Annotated in this window: 16 protein-coding genes; 8 read left to right on the plus strand and 8 right to left on the minus strand. The window is 62.7% G+C overall.

From position 1 onward, the window contains the following. Positions 1-381: 381 nt before the first annotated feature. From cydB to HT585_RS02530, 7 genes are all read right to left on the minus strand, one after another. Positions 382-1386, minus strand: coding sequence for a cytochrome d ubiquinol oxidase subunit II (gene cydB / locus HT585_RS02500; RefSeq protein ID WP_176351471.1), 1005 nt, complete (start codon positions 1384-1386; stop codon positions 382-384). Next, positions 1376-2779, minus strand: coding sequence for a cytochrome ubiquinol oxidase subunit I (locus HT585_RS02505; protein WP_176351472.1), 1404 nt, complete (start codon positions 2777-2779; stop codon positions 1376-1378). The genes cydB and HT585_RS02505 overlap by 11 nt, the downstream gene beginning before the upstream one ends. A 328-nt stretch (positions 2780-3107) precedes the next feature. Further along, entirely contained in the window at positions 3108-4277 is a 1170-nt protein-coding gene (locus tag HT585_RS02510) for a M20 aminoacylase family protein (RefSeq protein ID WP_176351473.1), read from the minus strand. A gap of 1 nt (position 4278) precedes the next feature. Further along, a complete protein-coding gene (locus HT585_RS02515) occupies positions 4279-5103 on the minus strand; it encodes an ABC transporter permease (RefSeq protein WP_176351474.1) in 825 nt (274 codons plus the stop codon). Then, on the minus strand, positions 5100-5825 hold the full coding sequence (locus tag HT585_RS02520) for an ABC transporter permease (protein WP_176351475.1): 726 nt from the start codon (positions 5823-5825) through the stop codon (positions 5100-5102). Before HT585_RS02520 ends, HT585_RS02515 begins: the two co-directional genes overlap by 4 nt. A gap of 59 nt (positions 5826-5884) precedes the next feature. Continuing rightward, on the minus strand, positions 5885-6667 hold the full coding sequence (locus HT585_RS02525) for a transporter substrate-binding domain-containing protein (RefSeq protein WP_077502847.1): 783 nt from the start codon (positions 6665-6667) through the stop codon (positions 5885-5887). Positions 6668-6704: 37 nt separating this feature from the next. Further along, a complete protein-coding gene (locus tag HT585_RS02530; RefSeq protein WP_173418950.1) occupies positions 6705-7478 on the minus strand; it encodes an ABC transporter ATP-binding protein in 774 nt (257 codons plus the stop codon). Between the two features lie 286 nt (positions 7479-7764). Between HT585_RS02530 and HT585_RS02535 the strand changes: the two genes are divergently transcribed. The 8 genes from HT585_RS02535 (at position 7765) to HT585_RS02570 (ending at position 16933) form a co-directional block, all read left to right on the plus strand. Then, positions 7765-8388, plus strand: a complete 624-nt coding sequence (locus HT585_RS02535; protein WP_176351476.1) for a TetR family transcriptional regulator C-terminal domain-containing protein — start codon at positions 7765-7767, stop codon at positions 8386-8388. A gap of 17 nt (positions 8389-8405) precedes the next feature. Then, positions 8406-9596: a pyridoxal phosphate-dependent aminotransferase gene (locus HT585_RS02540; RefSeq protein WP_176351477.1), complete on the plus strand. Its 1191-nt coding sequence runs from the start codon at positions 8406-8408 to the stop codon at positions 9594-9596. Then, positions 9593-11197 carry a 5-guanidino-2-oxopentanoate decarboxylase gene (locus tag HT585_RS02545; RefSeq protein WP_176351478.1) on the plus strand — a complete coding sequence of 535 codons (1605 nt, stop codon included), beginning with the start codon at positions 9593-9595 and terminating at the stop codon, positions 11195-11197. Before HT585_RS02540 ends, HT585_RS02545 begins: the two co-directional genes overlap by 4 nt. Positions 11198-11446: 249 nt before the next feature. After that, a complete protein-coding gene (locus HT585_RS02550) occupies positions 11447-11782 on the plus strand; it encodes a hypothetical protein (RefSeq protein ID WP_176351479.1) in 336 nt (111 codons plus the stop codon). A 111-nt stretch (positions 11783-11893) separates the two neighbouring features. Next, complete coding sequence (gene secD, locus HT585_RS02555) at positions 11894-14428, plus strand: protein translocase subunit SecD (RefSeq protein ID WP_176351480.1); 2535 nt, start codon at positions 11894-11896, stop codon at positions 14426-14428. Between the two features lie 509 nt (positions 14429-14937). Further along, the gene (locus tag HT585_RS02560; protein ID WP_077502841.1) at positions 14938-15150 is read left to right on the plus strand and encodes a hypothetical protein; all 213 of its coding nucleotides are present in this window, start codon (positions 14938-14940) and stop codon (positions 15148-15150) included. A gap of 171 nt (positions 15151-15321) precedes the next feature. Continuing rightward, entirely contained in the window at positions 15322-15777 is a 456-nt protein-coding gene (locus HT585_RS02565; protein ID WP_053248737.1) for an RrF2 family transcriptional regulator, read from the plus strand. A gap of 145 nt (positions 15778-15922) precedes the next feature. Beyond that, positions 15923-16933 (plus strand): KpsF/GutQ family sugar-phosphate isomerase, encoded by a 1011-nt coding sequence (locus HT585_RS02570; protein WP_176351481.1) that lies wholly within the window; start codon positions 15923-15925, stop codon positions 16931-16933. 32 nt (positions 16934-16965) lie between these two features. Here the strand turns inward: HT585_RS02570 and HT585_RS02575 are convergent, their stop codons facing one another. Then, on the minus strand, positions 16966-18294 hold the full coding sequence (locus HT585_RS02575) for a capsule biosynthesis protein (protein WP_176352163.1): 1329 nt from the start codon (positions 18292-18294) through the stop codon (positions 16966-16968). Between the last annotated feature and the right edge of the window lie 12 nt (positions 18295-18306).

The following is an 18306-nucleotide window of genomic DNA, read 5'->3' on the forward strand; positions in this document are numbered from 1 at the left end:
CAGGGGCATGCGGCGCTCTTGCGGCGCACTGCTAACAAACGGCGGGTGATCTGAGAAGAGGCAACAGGGTCGCACTGTGCTGGGATTCCAACAGGGCGGTGCTCACCACGTGCCACCGGAACGGTGGTCACCTCAGCAGGCGATCGCTTGGCGGGGGAGGAGGGTGCGGTCCTGTCTCCGTCCGCGGCGATCGCCTGCTGACGTGTTGAGGAAAGCTAACCCGCCAAGCTTGAGCGAGGCTTTTTGCCCTGTCATCTAATGATTACAATCAGGTGCCGATCATCAACTTGATGGCAAGCCCGACGACGGTGACGGCCGCCACGCCCGCACACCAGAGGCCGACGAACCACAGCAGCTTGCGGCCGGTTCCCGTTTCGCTTTTCAATGGTAGCCCTCCTCCGGGTCGATCTTGCCGCGGAACACCCAATAGGCGTAGCCGGTATAGGCAAGGATGATCGGCACCAGCACCAGCGCGCCGGCCAGCAGGAACGACAGGCTCGCGTCGGGTGCTGCCGCATCCCAGATCGTCAGCGATGGTGGCACGATATAGGGAAAGAAACTGATGCCGATGCCGGCATAGCCGAGCACGAACAACCCGAGCGCGGCAAGGAACGGCCTGCTGTCATGGCGGGTCCTGATGCCCGTTATCAGCAAATAGAGGCAGCCAAGCACCAGGAGTGGCACGATGATGCTGAAGATCGCCGTCGGCCAGCCGAACCAGCGTTGCAGATAAAGCGGCTCGAGGAACGGTGTCCACAGGCTGACGATGCCCATGGCGGCGATGGTGCCGAACGAGCATTTGAGAGCGAGGTTTCGTGCCCGATCCGCCAGGTCCCCATGGGTCTTCATGACCAGCCAGGTGGCGCCGAGCAGGGCATAGCCGACGACGACGGCAATGCCTGTCATGATCGAGAATGGCGTGAGCCAGTCCCACCACCCACCGATATAGGCGCGGTTGGCGATGGGGATGCCCTGAACCAGCGCCCCGAGCGTGATGCCTTGCGCGAAGGCGGCGAGCATCGAGCCACCGGCAAAGGCCCAGTTCCAGAGATACTCTGCCCGCCTCGTTCGCCAGCGATATTCGAAGGCAACACCGCGGAAGATGAGGCCGATCACCATGGCGATGATCGGCGCGTAAAGCGCGGGCAGGATGGTGGCGTAGGCGAGCGGGAACACCGCCATCAGGCCGCCGCCGCCGAGCACGAGCCAGGTCTCGTTGCCGTCCCAGACGGGCGCGACCGAGTTCATCATCACGTCGCGATCATGCTTCTCGGGAAAGAACGGAAAGAGAATGCCGACACCGAGGTCGAACCCGTCGAGGATGACATAGGCGAGAACCGCAAAGGCGATGATACCGGCCCAGATCAGCGGCAGATCAATGTCCATGATGACCTCCATGGGGATTGGCGAGAGCGGCACCGGCCGTGCGGATCGGTCCCTCGTCGAGATCGGGCGTCGGATCGCGCGGCAGCCGCGCCATCAGCCGCAGGATGTAGAAGGTGCCGGCGCCGAAAACGAAGAAGTAGACGATGATGAAGGCCAGCAGCGAAGCGCCGACGGCGGGTGCTGCAATCGGTGCGACCGAGTCTTTTGTCAGCAGATGGCCGTAGACCGTATAGGGCTGGCGGCCGACTTCGGTGGTGACCCAGCCGGCGAGCACGGCGACGAAGCCGGCGGGTCCCATCGCGACGGCGGCGCGATGCAGCCAGGCATTGCTGTCGAGGGTGCCGCGATACCGACACCACAGGCTCCAGAGCCCGATGCCGAGCATGGCGAAGCCGAGGCCGACCATGATGCGGAACGACCAGAAGACGATGCCGACAGGCGGATGCAGTTCCTCGGCAATGGTGTCGAGGCCGGCAAGCGGCGCGTTGAGATCGTGCTTGAGGATCAGGCTGGACAGCTTCGGCACCTCGATAGCGTAGTCGACGCGTTTCTCGGCTGAATTGGGAATGCCGAAAAGAATGAGCGGAGCCCCTTCCGGGTGGCTTTGGTAGTGGCCTTCCATCGCCATCACCTTGGCCGGCTGATGCTCCAGCGTGTTGAGCCCGTGCATGTCGCCGGCAAAGATCTGGATCGGCGCGACGATCGCCGCCATCCACATCGCCATCGAGAACATTTTTCGCGCGCGGCGCGGTGCGGTCCTGCGGATGAGATGCCAGGCACCGCAGGCGCCGACGACAAAGGCTGTCGTCAGGTAGGCGGCAAGCACCATGTGCACCAGGCGATAGGGGAAGGATGGGTTGAAGACGATTGCCCACCAGTCGACCGGTACGAACTGTCCGACGTCGTTGATTTCAAAGCCTCTCGGCGTCTGCATCCACGAATTTGCCGAAAGGATCCAGGTGGCCGAGATCAGTGTGCCGATCGCGACCATGGCAGTCGCCAGGAAATGCAGCTGTGGCCCGACGCGGTTGAGGCCGAAGAGCATCACACCGAGAAAGCCTGCCTCGAGGAAGAAGGCGGTCAGCACCTCATAACCCATCAGTGGCCCGATGATCGGCCCGGCCTTGTCGGAAAAGACGCTCCAGTTGGTGCCGAACTGGTAGGACATGACGATGCCGGAGACGACGCCCATGCCGAAGGCGACGGCGAAGATCGTCTTCCAGAAATTGAACAGCTCGAGATAGACCTCGTCCTTCTTCCACAGCCACAACGCTTCAAGCACCGCAAGGTAGCTTGCAAGCCCGATCGAGAAGGCCGGGAAGATGATGTGGAACGAGACGGTGAAGGCGAACTGGATGCGGGCAAGTATCGTCGCATCGAAATTTTCGAACACGGGCACAATCCTTTCAGACGCGCAGCGCCGGGCGTCGATTCCGACGTACGGAGGTCGCTGCAGCTTTCTGGTCTGCTGCGCACGTTCAGCCCCGCATCATTGCGATCCCAGGCCTTGCGCAGTGCCTTTCAGACCGGGTCAATCCTGTGGTTGTACCCGCGTTTCAGCATGTGCTTGAATCTGCGCCAAAATTGCCAAAGGTCAATGATGGGCGGGCCGCCATGTTGTCACACTGCGGCAATGTCGCGCTTGCGGCAAAAGGGAGCGGGCACGCCGGTCAGCGCCGGCGCGAAGAAGTGGAATGTGCTTTAAGCTCGAGGGCCGGCTTTCAGCGGGTCGGCAGATAGGCTTCCGCAAGCTCGGTCCAGAATGCGGCGCCGATCGGCAGGAGATCGTCGTTGAAATTATAGCCTGGATGATGAAGGGGCTTCTCCTCGCCGCTCACTTTCGAGCCGAGGAAGAAGTAGGTCCCCGGCCGCTCCTGCAGCATGTAGGCGAAATCCTCGCTGCCCATGAAGGGGCGGGCGAGATCGACGACGTTGTCGGTACCGGCAAAACGAACGGCGAGGTCACGGACGAAATCCGTCTCTGCCTTGTGGTTGATGGTCGCGTCGTAGCTGCGCAGGTAGTCGACCGTCGCGCGCATGCCGAAGCTCGTTGCCTGCGCCTCGGCGATCATGCGGATGCGGCGTTCCAGCTCGTCACGAACGGCAGGTTCGAAGGAGCGGATGCCGACAACGATCTCGGCGCGTTCCGGGATGATGTTGCTGGCCGAACCCGCATGGAAGGCGCCGACGGTGACGACGGACGGGTCCATCGGATGGATGTTGCGCGAGACGATCGATTGCAGCGCCATGATGATCGAGGCGCCGCAGACAATGGGATCCGCCGTCTCCTGCGGTTCTGCTCCATGGCCGCCGCGTCCGTGCACGGTGATGCGCGCCTCGTCCACCGCCGCCATGATAGGTCCTTCGCGCAAAGCGAACTGACCGAAGGGCAGGCCTGGTTCGTTGTGAAGCGCAAAGACCGCGTCGCAGGGGAATTTTTCAAACAACCCTTCGTCCATCATGATCTTGGCGCCGCCGAAATTCTCCTCGGCCGGCTGGAAGATCAGGTGGATGGTGCCATCGAAATTGCGGCGTTCGGCAAGTGCGCGCGCGGCGCCGAGCAGCATCGTCGTGTGGCCGTCGTGGCCGCAGGCATGCATCAGCCCCGGTGTCTTGCTGGCGTAGCCGAGGCCGGTTTCCTCCAGGATCGGCAGTGCGTCGATATCGGCGCGAATGCCGATCGACCGTGATCCACCGCCGTTGCGCAGCGTCCCGACGACACCGGTTTTGGCCAGCCCCGTCGTCACTTCGTAGCCGAGCTCGGCGAGGTGCCTTGCGATGAAGGCCGAGGTTCGCGTCTCTTCCAGCCCCAGTTCCGGATGGGCATGCAGGTCGTGGCGGATGGCGACGAGGTCCGGCATGGCGTTGTCGATGGAAGAGGAGAGCTTCATGTCAGGCACCACGGGTTGGTATGCGGTTTTCGAATGTCCGGAAGGCCACCACCAGAATGCCGGTGAGGCACATGTAGATGAGCGCGAGCAACAGCAGCGGCTCGTAGGTCAGGAACGTTTCCTGCCGCACCTTGGAGATGACGGCATAGACGTCGACGACCGTGATCGTCGCCACCAGTGGGGTCGATTTCAGCTGCAGCACCGTCTCGCCGTTGAGCGTCGGCAGGGCGCGATGGATGGCGCGCGGCAGCCAGATGCGGCGGAACATCGTCCAGCGGCTCATGCCATAGGCTTTCGCCGCCTCCAGTTCGCCGGCGGGAACGCCTGCAAAGGCGCCGCGCATCACTTCGCCCTCATAAGCCGCAAACGATATCGTCAACGCCGCAACGCCATAGGGCCACGCCTCGCGCAGATAGGGCCAGAGGAAGGATTGGCGGATGGCGGGAAACTGCGGGAAGAGCGAGCCGAGCCCGTAATAGAGAAGCCAGAGCTGCAAGAGCAGCGGCGTGCCACGAATGACCGTGCAGAACACCTTGGCCGGCAGCTTGAAGAACCAGGGGCCGGTTACCTGCGCGAGCCCGATCGGCACCGCCAGCAGGAAGCCGAGGATCGCGGTGCTGAACAGCATCACCAGGCTGACGAGGATGCCCCAGCCGAGCCGTGGCAGGTAACGCGGCAGCCAGTCCCAGCGCATGAAGACGGCGACGCAGACGACGAAGGCGGCAAAGACCAGCATCATCACGATGCGATGTGGTTGGAAGAAGCTGCGTGCGGTGGGCAGGTCCTCGGGTGTGTAGGCGACGGCGTGGGTGGTTTGATCCGTCATCGCTGCTCCGCGAAACCGCGCCTCGCATGCCGTTCCAGCATGCCGATGAAGACGTTGGAAACGAGCGTCAGCGCCAGATAGAGCGCGCCTGCGGCCAGGAAGAACAAGAGGTAGGCCTTGGTCGTGCCCGCCGCCTGCCGCGTGACCAGTGTCAGTTCGCTGAAGCCGACGACTGCCAGAAGTGCGGTGTCTTTGGTGGCGATCAGCCAGAGATTGGAGAGGCCGGGAATGGCATAGGGCAACATCGCCGGCAGAGTGATGCGCCGCAGCACCTTCAGCGGCGACATGCCATAGGCACGCGCGGCCTCGATCTGACCGGCCGGAACCGCCTTGATTGCACCGCGAAGGACTTCAGTGGAATAGGCGCCCTGGACCACGCCGATGACGAAGATGCCGGCCATCAGGCCGCTGATGTCGACCGGGCCGATCGAGAACAGTGCGAGCAACTGGTTCAGGAGATCGGTGCCGGCGTAGTAGAGAAGAAGGATGAGCACCAGCTCGGGCACGGCTCTGACGACGGTGGTGTAGCATTCGAGCAGATCACGCAGGATCGGCCCGCCATAGAGCTTGCCGAAGGCGCCGCCGACGCCGAGCGTCAGGCCGAGCGCAAAACCGCCGATGGCGATCTGGATGGAATTGACGAAGCCTTGCAGTAGCACGCCGCCCCAGCCGGGCGCGGACAGTGCAAGCAGGCTCCAATTGACGATAGAATCCGATGCCATGCGTCTTCGACCTCCGAAGGCATCGGCCGGCAGCCTGAGGGCTACCGGCCGCTTGCGCCTTATTCGCCGTAGATGTCGAAGTCGAAGTACTTCTTCGAGAACGTGTCATAGGTGCCGTTGTCGCGGATCGCCTTGATCGCGGCATTGAGCTTGTCCTTCAGCTCGGTCTCGCCCTTGCGCAGGCCGACGCCGACGCCCGGGCCGATGACGGCCACGTCTTCGGCGACGTCACCCTTGTAATCGCAGCATTCCTTGCCCTGGTCGGTCGCAAGGAAGGCCTTGAGCGCGATTGCGTCCGCCTGGACCGCGTCGACGCGTCCGGCGGCGAGATCGTTGTTGGCCTCGTCCTGGGTCTGGTACTCCTTAACCTCGATGCCGGCCGCGGCGAAGTGCTTGGCGGCATAGGCCTGGTGCACGGTCGAGACCTGGACGCCGATCGTCTTGCCGGCAAGGCCCTCCGGCGTCGGTTTGAAGTCCACGCCCTTGGTGCCGATGACGCCGGTCGGCGTGTTGTAGTACTTGTCGGAGAAGTCGATCGTCTTCAGCCGCTCGTCGGTGATCGACATCGAGCTCATGATCATGTCGATCTTCTTCGAGGTCAGCGCCGGGATGATGCCGTCCCAGGCGACTGGTGTCAGCACGCATTCGAGCTTTGCTTCCGCACAGACGGCGTTCATGAGTTCGACTTCCCAGCCTTCCCATTTGCCGCTGGCATCGGGCGCGGTGAAGGGCGGGTAAGGCTCGGCGGCGACGCCGACCTTCAGGGCTTCCGCCGAAGCGGCAATCCCTCCGCTGACTGCAATGGCGGCTGCGACCGCCAGGACTTTCAATGTCTTCTTCATGCTGTTCCCCTTTTTTGGTTGTTGAGCATTGCTGAATTCAGTGAATGGAGCTGATGAACTTCTTGAGCCTTTCGGATCTGGGGGCGCCGAAGATGGCCTCTGGCGGGCCCTGTTCCTCGATGACGCCGTTGTGCAGAAAGACGATGTGGTTGGCGACGTCGCGCGCGAACTTCATCTCGTGGGTGACGAGGATCATGGTGCGCTTCTCGCGGGCGAGATCGCCGATCACCGAGAGCACTTCGCCGACCAGCTCCGGATCGAGCGCCGAGGTCGGCTCGTCGAAGAGCATGACCAGCGGCTGGATGGCGAGTGCGCGGGCAATGGCGGCGCGCTGCTGCTGGCCGCCGGACAGGAAGGCCGGATAGGCATCGCGCTTCTCATAAAGCCCGACACGCTTGAGCAACGTTTCGGCAGTTGCGATCGCCTCGGCTTTCGGCTTGCCGAGCACGTGGATCGGTGCCTCGATGACGTTTTCGAGGATGGTCATGTGCTGCCAGAGATTGAAGCTCTGGAAGACCATGCCGAGCTGGCTGCGCAGGCGCTGGACCTGCTTGCGATCTTCCGGGACAAGTCCGCCGCGGCCGTCCGGCTTCATCCGGATCTTTTCGCCGTGCACGCTGACGGTGCCGGCCGACGGCAGTTCCAGCATGTTGATACAGCGCAGGAAGGTCGATTTTCCGGAGCCGCTGCCGCCGATGATGGCGATGACGTCACCCTGTTTCGCTGTGAGCGAAACTCCCTTCAGCACTTCCAATGGCCCGAAACGCTTGTGCAGGTCAGTGACCGCGATTGCCTGGGCCGCATCCGTCATCGGCGCGCCACTCCCATGGCTCTACGAGCTTTTTTTGAAGGCATGAAACAGTTCCCCTGTCGTCTTTCCGCGCAGCATCTTTGGCTTGTCACGGTGTTTGTTGGCAGGCATGGTTGCACTTGTGCCGCTATTGTTCAAGCGTATAATAATGCGTATCGTCGTTTTTTTATCGCCCGCCACGTGCACGATTTCACCCCAAGGAGCCTCCCATGCGCCCGTTCTGCTCGAAGGATTCGACGAGCCTGTTCGCCAGCCCCCGCGCGCGGATGCCCAAGCGGATGGCCCGATGAATCGCCGCACGTTTCACCGGGCCCCCGAGGGAGAACGCCGCCAGGAACTGATCGAAGCGACACTCGATTGCATCTCCGAATTCGGCCTGAAGGGCGCGACCGTGCGCCAGATTGCCATCCGCGCCGGCGTGACGGCGGGCCTCGTCCGGCACTACTTCGAATCGAAGGACCAGATGGTCGCCGAAGCCTATCGGGCGGTGATCGCGTCCCTCACGGACAAGGCGGCCCATGTCGAAGGCGATCCCGAAACGCGGCTCAGGGACTTCATCGCCATCAACCTGACCGAGCCGGTGGCCGACAGCCGCAGCATCTCGCTCTGGGCGGCCTTCATCAGCCAGGTGCGCGTCGACCCGGTCCTCGCCGAAATCCACCGCGACGGCTATGTGACGTTCCGCAACACGCTGCAGGATCTGTTGGCCGACTTCCTGGCGGTGAAGAACAAGCCGGCCGACGCAGAAACATGCCGCGCCTATGCGATCGCGATCAACGGTCTTGTCGACGGCCTGTGGATCGAAGGATGCCTAGCGGGAGACCTGTTCCGCGAAGGCGAACTGGTCGCCATCGCCATGGCCTCGGTCGAGGCGCTGCTCGGCGCGTCGATCGGCAGTGACAAACAATGAAAACGGGAGAGAACACCATGCGCTACGCCTCGATCACCGATCGGCTCGCAGACCTCGGTTCGGGAAAATGGTCGCTGCACATCCGTGCGCGCCAATTGAAGGCGGGTGGTGCCGATATCATCGAGCTGACGATTGGCGAGCCGGACGTGCCGCCGGACCGTGCGCTCATCGACGAATGCCAGCGTGCCATGAACGCCGGTCGTTATCGCTACTCCAACGGCCGCGGCGAGCATGCGGTCGTGGCCGCGCTTGTCGAAAAGTACCGCCGCCGCCGCGACGACGTGACCACGGAAAACGTCCTCTGCTTCCCGGGCACGCAGACCGCACTTTTCAGCGTCATGCTGGGCCTGGTCGAGGCTGGGGATGCTGTTCTTGTCGGCGATCCGCTCTATGCCACCTACGAGGGCGTCATCCAGTCGACGGGTGCGCACCAGGTGCTGGTGCCGCTGAAGCCGGAATTCGGTTTCCACATGCAGGCCGCCGATATCGAAAAGGCGATCACGCCGGCATGCCGGGTGCTGCTGCTCAACACGCCGCACAATCCGACGGGCGCCGTACTCACCGCTTCCGAAATAGCCGAGATCGGCGAGGTCGCGCGCCGCCACGACCTCTGGATTGTCTGCGACGAAGTCTATGAGGAGCTGGTGTTCGACGCCGTCTTTGCCTCTCCGTTCGACAATCCGGATCTGGCCGAGCGCACGATCGTCGTCTCATCGATCTCCAAGTCGCACGCGGCCCCAGGCTTTCGCAGCGGCTGGGCCATCGGCCCGGCGGAATTTACCAGCCGGCTGCTGCCGGTGTCGGAAACCATGCTTTTTGGCGTGCAGCCGTTCATTGCCGATATGACGGCCTACGCGCTGACCCATGACATCGATACGGCGCGGCGGATGCGTGAAAGCTACAAGTCGCGCTCGCGCCGCGTCGTCGATGGTCTGGCCAGTGCACCCGGCATTATGGTCCTGCCCCCGGAGGCCGGCATGTTTACGCTGATCGACGTGTCGGCAACGGGCATGTCGGGCGAAGCCTTCGCCTGGGCGCTGCTGGAGGAAGAGGGGGTCGCGGTGATGCCCGGATCCTCCTTCGGCGATGAGGCGCAAAACTTCCTGCGGATGAGCCTGACCGTGCCCGACAAGGACATCGATGAGGCCTGCCGCCGCATCACCGCGCTTGCCGAGCGCGCCACACTGCGAAAGGAGCGCCGTGCATGACCACGAAAACGGTAGGCGAAGCTCTGGTCGATCTGCTCGAGGCCAATGGCGTTGAGGTGGTCTTCGGCATTCCGGGCGTCCATACGGTCGAGCTCTATCGCGGCCTGGCCGCGTCGAAGATCCGCCATGTGACGCCCCGGCACGAACAGGGCGCCGGTTTCATGGCCGACGGCTACGCCCGCGTCAGCGGCAAGCCGGGCGTCGCCCTTGTCATCACCGGACCGGGTTTGACCAACACCATCACCGCGATGGCGCAGGCACGGCAGGATTCGATCCCGATGTTGGTGATTTCGGGCGTCAACCGTCGCGATTCGCTCGGCCACGGTCGCGGGCTGCTGCATGAGCTTCCCGACCAGCACGGCATGATCAAGACGCTGGCGCTCTATTCGCACACCTTGCTCAATCCGGACGATCTGCCCTTTGTCGTCGACCGGGCTTTCTCGGTACTTCTGTCCGGCCGGCCGGGGCCGGTGCATATCGAGATCCCGACCGATGTCATGGCGGCGCAGATCGAGCCGAAGACGATCCGCTCGGCGGCCGCGACCCGGCCACGCTCCGACAGCGAGACGCTGCAACGCGCAGCCATCCTCTGTGCCGACGCAAGCCGCCCCGTCATCATCTGCGGCGGCGGCGCGCTTACCGCCGAGGCGGAGGTGAGGGCGCTTGCCGAACAGATCGGCGCACCTGTCGTCACCACGGTCAATGCGCGCGGCATGCTCGCCGGCAGTTCGCTGCGCGTTCCCGCAAGCCCGAGCCTCAAGGCGGTTCGATCGCTGCTGAAGGAGGCCGACCTCGTTCTTGCGCTTGGTACGGAGATGGGACAGACCGATTACGACATGTATGCGGATGGCGGGTTCCCGGTCCTGCGCAACTTGATCCGCACCGACATCGATGCGGCACAGCTCGCTCGCGGGCCGCATGCGGCGCTGTCGATCCTGTCCGGTGCAAAGACGGCGACGGCGAGCATTCTCGCCTTCCTGCCGGGACACGCGCCGAAGGATGGCGCCGCGCGCGCGGAAGCCGCGCGCAAGTCCGCATTGAAGGAACTGACGGCGAAGATGCGGGCGGAGATCGCCGTGGTCGATGCGGTCTACAAGGCGCTGCCCGACTGCACCATCGTCGGCGATTCCACCCAGGCCGTCTATGCCGGCAATCTCTATTGCGATGCGCCGCGCCAGCGCAGCTGGTTCAACTCGGCAACCGGTTACGGCGCACTCGGCTACGCCCCGCCGGCAGCCGTCGGCGCTGCCGTGGCAGACCCGTCGCGGCCCGTTGTCTGCCTTGTCGGCGACGGCGGTTTCCAGTTTTCGCTTGCCGAAATCGGCTCTGCCGTTGACGTCCAGGCACGGGTGGTCTTCCTCGTCTGGAACAATGACGGCTACCAGGAGATCGAGTCCTATATGATCGAGACCGGGGTGACGCCCGAAGGTGTCAGGCCGTCTGCGCCGGACTTCATCCTTGCCGCCAAGGCCTATGGCATCGAGGCGGAAAGGCTGGCCTCTGTCGCCGATCTCCCGCGTGCACTGGCGGACGCCGGCGCACGCAGCGGACCGTCGCTGATCGAGATCCACCAGGTCACCACCACCGGTGCAACCGCGTAAACTGCAGATCCAGACACCTTTTGCGTGGCGCGAAATTTGACATTTCGCGTCCGCAATGGTGTTAAGAGCGCCTCGTGCTCGATTCCGGCCATTTTCTTCGGCTAGATTTGCTGCATTCCGGCTGAATTGAACTTTCAGGCGCCAAGCGCCGAGGAAGGGGCGGCGTCCCGAATGGACCCAGTGTGTGGTGGCAACAGAGGCAAGTTTGCCGGCCGGCTAATCGCCGTCCTGTGGCTGTTCTGTGCCTCCATGGCCATGCAGTTGATCGTCGTCGGGCAGGGTTTCTCCTCGCGTCTTTCGGCCGAACAGCAGACGGGCAATTTCTCCGCGCCCGACACCGTTCCTTCGGACCACCCCGCCGCACGCCAGATTTCGCGCGCCACGCCGGTTTCGGATCTGCGCTTCACCGCCGAACGCAAGGATGCCAAATCCGCGACCGGCGACGGCGCGGGGCCGATGCTTTTTGCGTCGGTCTTGGCGCTGCCCTTCGAGCCAACGGGCGACGTCCTCGCTTTCGGCCGTGTTGCCTTTGCCGACGGTTTACCGAACCGCGGCCTGCAAATCCGCGCCCCCCCGGGCGCCTGATCGTCACCGATATTCGGGCACGATGATCGTTGCGATCCTGTTCGTGCCCCCGATGAAACAAAGTCCTGACGACGTGCTTTGCGCCCGCTCAGGCTCTCTTGGAACCACAACATGCGTACATCCAAATGGGCGATTATCGCCTATGTCGCCGTCATCCTCTTCGGATGCCTGGCGGCGCTACCAAACGTTCTCTCGCCGGCGCAACGCGAGCAATTCGGTGCCTGGCTCCCGGTCAAGCCCGTTACCCTCGGCCTCGACCTGAAGGGTGGTTCGCACCTCGTGCTCGAAGTCGATGCCGCCGGTCTGCGCAAGGCACGGCTTGAAACCCTGCTCGACGATACCCGCCGGGTGCTGCGCGGCGAGCGCATTCCTGCCTCGTCCGCGCGCATTAGCGGCGACACCGTCACCGTCAAGATCGACGATCCGGCCGACCTCGAAAAGGCGCTGCCCAAGCTCAAGGAGCTTGCAGCCCCCGTCGGCACGCTCGGTTTCGGCGGTTCGGCCTCCGATGTCGAAGTCACCGAAAACGGCGGCAACATTACCCTGGCGATGACGGAGGCCGGCCTCAACGATCGCATGACCAAGGCGGTCGAGCAGAGTCTCGAGATCATCCGCCGCCGCGTCGACACGGTCGGCGTCGCAGAGCCGTTGATCCAGCGCGTCGGTTCCAACCGCATTCTCGTCCAGCTTCCGGGTCTGCAGGATCCGACCGGGCTGCGCCAGCTCTTGGGTTCGACCGCCCAGATGAGCTTCCACATGCTCGACCAGACCGTGGACGTGACCCAGCCGGCCCCCCGTGGCGTCGATATTCTTCCTGGCGCCAACGACGGCAACAAATATCCGGTCGAAAGCCGCATCGCCATCTCCGGCGAGCGTCTGGCCGATTCCAAGGCTGGCTTCGATCAGCGCACCAACGAGCCGATCGTCTCGTTCACCTTCGATTCGCTCGGCGCTCGGCAGTTTGCTGAAATCACCCGGGACAATGTCGGCCGGCCCTTCGCCATCGTGCTCGACGGCAAGGTCCTGACCGCGCCGGTCATCCGCGAACCGATCATCGGCGGCAACGGCCAGATCAGCGGCAATTTCACCGCACAGGAAGCAACCGTCCTTTCGGCGTTGCTGCGCTCGGGCGCACTGCCCGCACCGCTGACCGTGATCGAAGAGCGCTCCGTCGGCCCTAACCTCGGCAGCGATTCCATCCGCATGGGCATCTTCACCGGCCTCGCCGGCTTCGCCCTCGTCGTTGCCCTCATGGTCGTGCTCTACGGCGCATGGGGTATGATCGCCAACATCGGCCTGGTGCTGCACACGATCCTGACGATCGGCGTGCTGGCCATGCTCGGCTCCACCCTCACGCTGCCCGGCATCGCCGGTATCATTCTCGGCATCGGCATGGCGGTGGACGCCAACATTCTGATCAATGCCCGTATTCGTGAAGAAACCGAGGGCGGTGCCGGCGCCATGAAGGCGCTCGATATCGGCTTCAACAAGGCCTATGCGACCATCATCGACTCCAACGTCACGACGCTTTCGGGCACCGTGCTGCTGTTCGCCTTCGGCTCGGGCCCGGTCAAGGGTTTCGCCGTCACGATGATGCTCGGCATCGTCATCTCGATGTTCACCTCGATCACCGTGGTGCGCCTGATGATGCGTGAAGCCGTCGTTCGCCGGAAGATGAAGAAGCTCGAGATTCCCTCGCTCTTCGGCAAGGTTCCGAAGCTGCCGAGCTTCTCCTTCATGAAGGGACGCTTCGTCGCCATCGGCATGTCGGCCTTCCTGTCGGTCAGTTCGGTCGTACTGTTCTTCACCCCAGGCCTCAACTACGGGATCGACTTCGTCGGCGGCATCCAGGTGGAAGCAACATCCAAGCAGACGCTCGACCTGCCGGCGCTTCGCCACAGCCTCGAATCGCTCAATATCGGCGAAGTGGCGCTGCAGGAATTCGGCCAGGACAAGTCGGTCCTGATCCGCGTCCAGCGTCAGCCGGGCGGCGAGCAGGAACAGACGGTTGCCCTCAACAAGATCAAGGATGCGGCCGTTCAGACGATCGCGGATGTGACCTTCGAACGCACGGAAGTCGTCGGCCCGACGATCAGCACCGAGCTGGCACGTTCGGGCTTCCTTGCCGTCGGTCTCGCGATGATCGCGATCCTGTTCTACATCTGGTTCCGCTTCGAATGGCACTTCGCCGTCGGGGCGATTGCGGTGCTGCTGCTCGACATTACCAAGACGATCGGCTTCTTCGCGCTCACCGGTATCGACTTCAACCTGACGGCCATCGCAGCCCTGCTGACGATGATCGGTTACTCCGTCAACGACAAGGTCGTGGTCTACGACCGCATGCGCGAGAACCTGCGCAAGTACAAGTCGATGCCGTTCTCCGATCTCATTGACATGAGCATCAACCAGGTGATCGCGCGATGCATCTTCACCTCGATGGCGACAGCCTTCTCGCTGGTGCCGATGGCGATCTGGGGCGGCGATGCCGTCAAGAGCTTCGCCTGGCCGATGATCTTCGGCGTCATCGTCGCGACGACGTCGTCGATCTACATCGGCGGCCCGATCCTGCTCTTCCTCAATCGCTGGTGGAAGGATCGCGAAGCGACCCGCACCGGCACCACGCAGCCGGGCGCACCGGCCGCCTGATCCAAGAGCGAGGATACAAAATGTGAAGGGGCGGTCTCATGGGCCGCCCCTTTTTTGTCCGAAAGTGCTGTCTTTATCACCCTCGTACCTTGCAGGTTGATTCGACGCTTCCTAGATAGTGAGGGCCTCCGGTTTCGGATCGGGAGAACGGATATTTCATCCTGACCCCCTAGAATTTGATGGGTTGAGAAATATTTTTCGCGACATCATCTTTTTAATTGACGGAATTGGTAGATTATTCTAGTTTGCAGCTCTGTGAAGCGGCCGAGTCCGCCTCACGGTTGTTCATGAACCGCTCCGGCATTGCGATGCCGGACCAAGCCAAAGGAGTGTGACATGTCCGAAACCGTCTCGATTGCCGCCTTCTTCGGCACGCGTTCCCATTGTCGTGCAACAGTGAAGAAACGTCTCATTCGCCTCTGCCGAATGTGATCCTCGAACTCTCGAAATTCATCCTTTGCCGAAATTGAAATGTCCGCGCCTTCGGGTGTGGAAGGAGCGTTATTTGCATGAGCAAGCAGGTTATCGAATATGGCGGCGAGGCCGTCGGGGTCGTCGTCCCGGACGAAGGCCGTTTCAAGTTCCTGGCAGTGAAGTACCATGTCTGGGATCTGGACGCGCAGCGGTTCCGCTCGGCTGATGAGGCCCGCGCGGCCATCCGCCATCTGCTCGCCCGCCAGACGATGCCAACCGAGCGTCATGGTGACGCGGCCGCAGCGTAGCTGACAGCGGCCGTGTCCAGTATGTCGGGCAAGCTTAAAGACCAGGTTTTGCGTTGATTCCGCGCCACAATTGTGTGTTGGCCGCACGTTTCTTGTGCTATGCCAAACACACGATTGCGTTTGCGCGGATGATTCCCGTTTTTGAGGGAGCCGCAGGGGAAGCTTGCCGGAATGCTGACGAAGAAGGGAAAGTACGGATTGAAGGCTCTTGTCGACCTCGCGCGACTGGAGCCCGGAGAGACGGCTTTCATCACCGAGATCGCCCAGCGCAACAACATCCCGAAAAAATTTCTGGACACTATTCTGCTGGAATTGCGCAACGCCGGCATGCTTCGCTCGAAAAAGGGGCCAGGTGGCGGCTATTCGCTGTCGCGCCCGGCGGCAGAAATCCGAATCGGCCATGTCATCCGCACGCTTGACGGCCCGCTCGCCCCGATCCGTTGCGCCAGCCGCACGGCCTACGAGGTCTGCGAGGATTGCAACGATCCCGAGACCTGTCAGGTCCGCGTTTCGATGACGACCGTGCGCGACGCGGTTGCCTCTATTCTCGATTCCATGACGCTTGAAGAGTTTGCGGCCGACAAGTCGATGCCGCTCGAAGCGCCGGAAGAAAAGCGCGTCGGCTGACGAAAACGTCTTCTTTGCGGGATTTCCTGCGCAAACTCGACGGCTTCGGCTTGGTTTGCCAAGAAAAAGCGCCTATCTGCCTGCAATGGATCTGAGAAACGCCGCTTCTGACCGGCGCAAACGTCTTTGCGGGAATGGAAACACAATGGGTTTGAGACACGCATCAGCGGATGAGCGGCGCGGTTTGGCTGCATTGGAGTCGGTCGGCAGGACTTTGACGACGGCGATGGCCGGCATCAAGGCGCTCTCCGATCATCTCGGCGCCGATACGACGTTCGCCCAAAGCATGGTCGAGGCGATCGAACTCATCGGCGAAAGCCACGGCCGCGTTGTCGTTTCCGGTATCGGCAAAAGCGGGCATATCGGCCGCAAGATGGCCGCGACCATGGCGTCGACAGGCACATCGGCCTATTTCGTCCACCCGACCGAAGCGAGCCACGGCGATCTCGGCATGGTGACGTCGCAGGACGTGCTGATCCTGTTGTCCTGGTCGGGCGAGACGGCGGAACTCGCCAACATGCTCACCTACGCCAAGCGCTTCAAGGTGCCGATCGTTTCGATCTCGTCCAACCGTGATAGCGTGCTGGCCCGCAATTCCGAAGTGCCGATCGTTTTGCCGAAGGTTCAGGAAGCCTGTCCGCATGGGTTGGCGCCGACGACGTCGGCGATGCTGCAGCTCGCGGTCGGCGACGCGCTTGCCATTGCCCTGCTCGAGCGCCGCGGCTTCTCGGCCGAAGATTTCAAGACGTTCCATCCAGGTGGCAAGCTTGGCGCACAGCTGCGCCTCGTGCGCGAACTGGCGCATGTGGGTGAACAGGTGCCGCTGTTGAGTGTCGGTCACCCGATGAGCGAAGCGGTCATCGAAATGTCTTCCAAGGGCTTTGGCGTTGTCGGCATTGTCGACGAGGACGGCAAGCTTGCCGGCGTCATCACCGATGGCGACCTTCGTCGCCACATGTCGGGCGATCTGCTGGCGCAGACCGTCGAGGCGGTGATGTCGCGCAATCCACGCGTCATCAGGGGTGATGTCCTGGCAAGCGGTGCGATGGAGTTCATGCAGGATCACAAGGTGACCGTGCTGTTCCTCATCGACGAAGACGGGCTTCCTGTCGGCATCCTGCACATTCACGACCTGCTTCGCGCAGGCGTCGCCTAAACGCGGGCACTTCGTAAACGGTAACGGTCAGCCTATGCGGATAGCGAGGCTGGCCGTTGTCGTTTCTGGGGCTTGCGCCGCGGTGGCGGATCGACGAAGGCACCGGGCAGGTTGACCGTGTTCTTGTGCAGACGCTCGGCGATCGCTTGTGCGCCCGCATCGGTTCCCGCCCGGGAGTAGAGATTGCCGCGCACCTGGATCGAAGCAGCAAGCAGACGGAACATGGCGGCGCTCACCTCGGCATCGGGGGGCGTCGGTTTTTTCCAGAAATCCTCGAGAGGCTGCTGGTCCGTCAAACCGGCGATGTCGAAAACGGCCGTGCCGAGCACCTTCACCGGTCGACCCTGTTTCAACGCATGCAGACCCGCGGTCGAGTTGACCGTGACCATTCCGGCGCTGGCATCTGCGAGCACATCAAGATTGCCGCCATCGAGATAGAACACACGCCCGCTCAAGCCGAGCGCCGCCGCCCTGTCGTCGATGAATTTGCGCCAGGCAATGAGGTCGTTGTCGAGCGGATGTACCTTGAAGACCAGTCCGGTACCCCCGGCCGCATGGGTTGCAAACGAGCGCAGGACCTCGTCGATCGCGTCCTTCTGGCTATGGAACGGCGAGTGGGCGCGCAGCTGGAAATCGGTCTCGAGCTGCAGCGGATAGACGAAATAGGGCGCCCGTCGCGAAAGCAGCGCACGCACGCATCCTTCGGCTTCGGCTGTGCGCCGCTTGCCGGTCAGCAGACGGCGAACCCAGCCCGCATATTCAGCGAGCGGATGAAAGATCCCGTGACGTCGGTAATGCGGGAAAAGGAACCACAGGAAGACGTTGGGAAGATTGTAGAGGAGATCGTAGCTGGCGTCGGCCACGAAGGTCTGGGTGTAGTGCTTGCGCCAATCCGGCTCCGGTAAATCCTTCGCTGCATCGACGATCAGGCCGGCGTCTGCGGGGAAATGGGAGTTCGACGACATGCCGTTGCGCTCCAGCGTCAGCCAGTCGGGTCTGAGATACCCCATCTCGACGATCGAGATCGCGACGCCGTTCCGGCGCGCAACGGCGGTGGCGGCCTGATGGTAGGGCCGCTCCTCGCCAAGCAGGATCATGTCGGTAACGTGGTGGGTGTCGATGAAGCGTTCGAGATAGGCGGGCCAGTCCGCAAGCGCTCCGCGATAGTTGAAGGCCCCTTTGCGCCGCCAGAAGATCTGGTCGCCGACGTTGAGGTTGATCCGCAGGCAGGTATGGCCATAGCTTTCGAGCCGGTCGGCGATCTTGCGGAAGATCGGTGACGAAGGGCCCTGCAGGAACAGAAAGACCCGCCGGCCTGATCGATCGGCTGAAACGCGAATGTCGTGCACAGCGTTCTTCATCATCTCGCCGCC

It is taken from the genome of Ensifer oleiphilus, from assembly GCF_013371465.1.
Lineage (GTDB): Bacteria > Pseudomonadota > Alphaproteobacteria > Rhizobiales > Rhizobiaceae > Ensifer > Ensifer oleiphilus.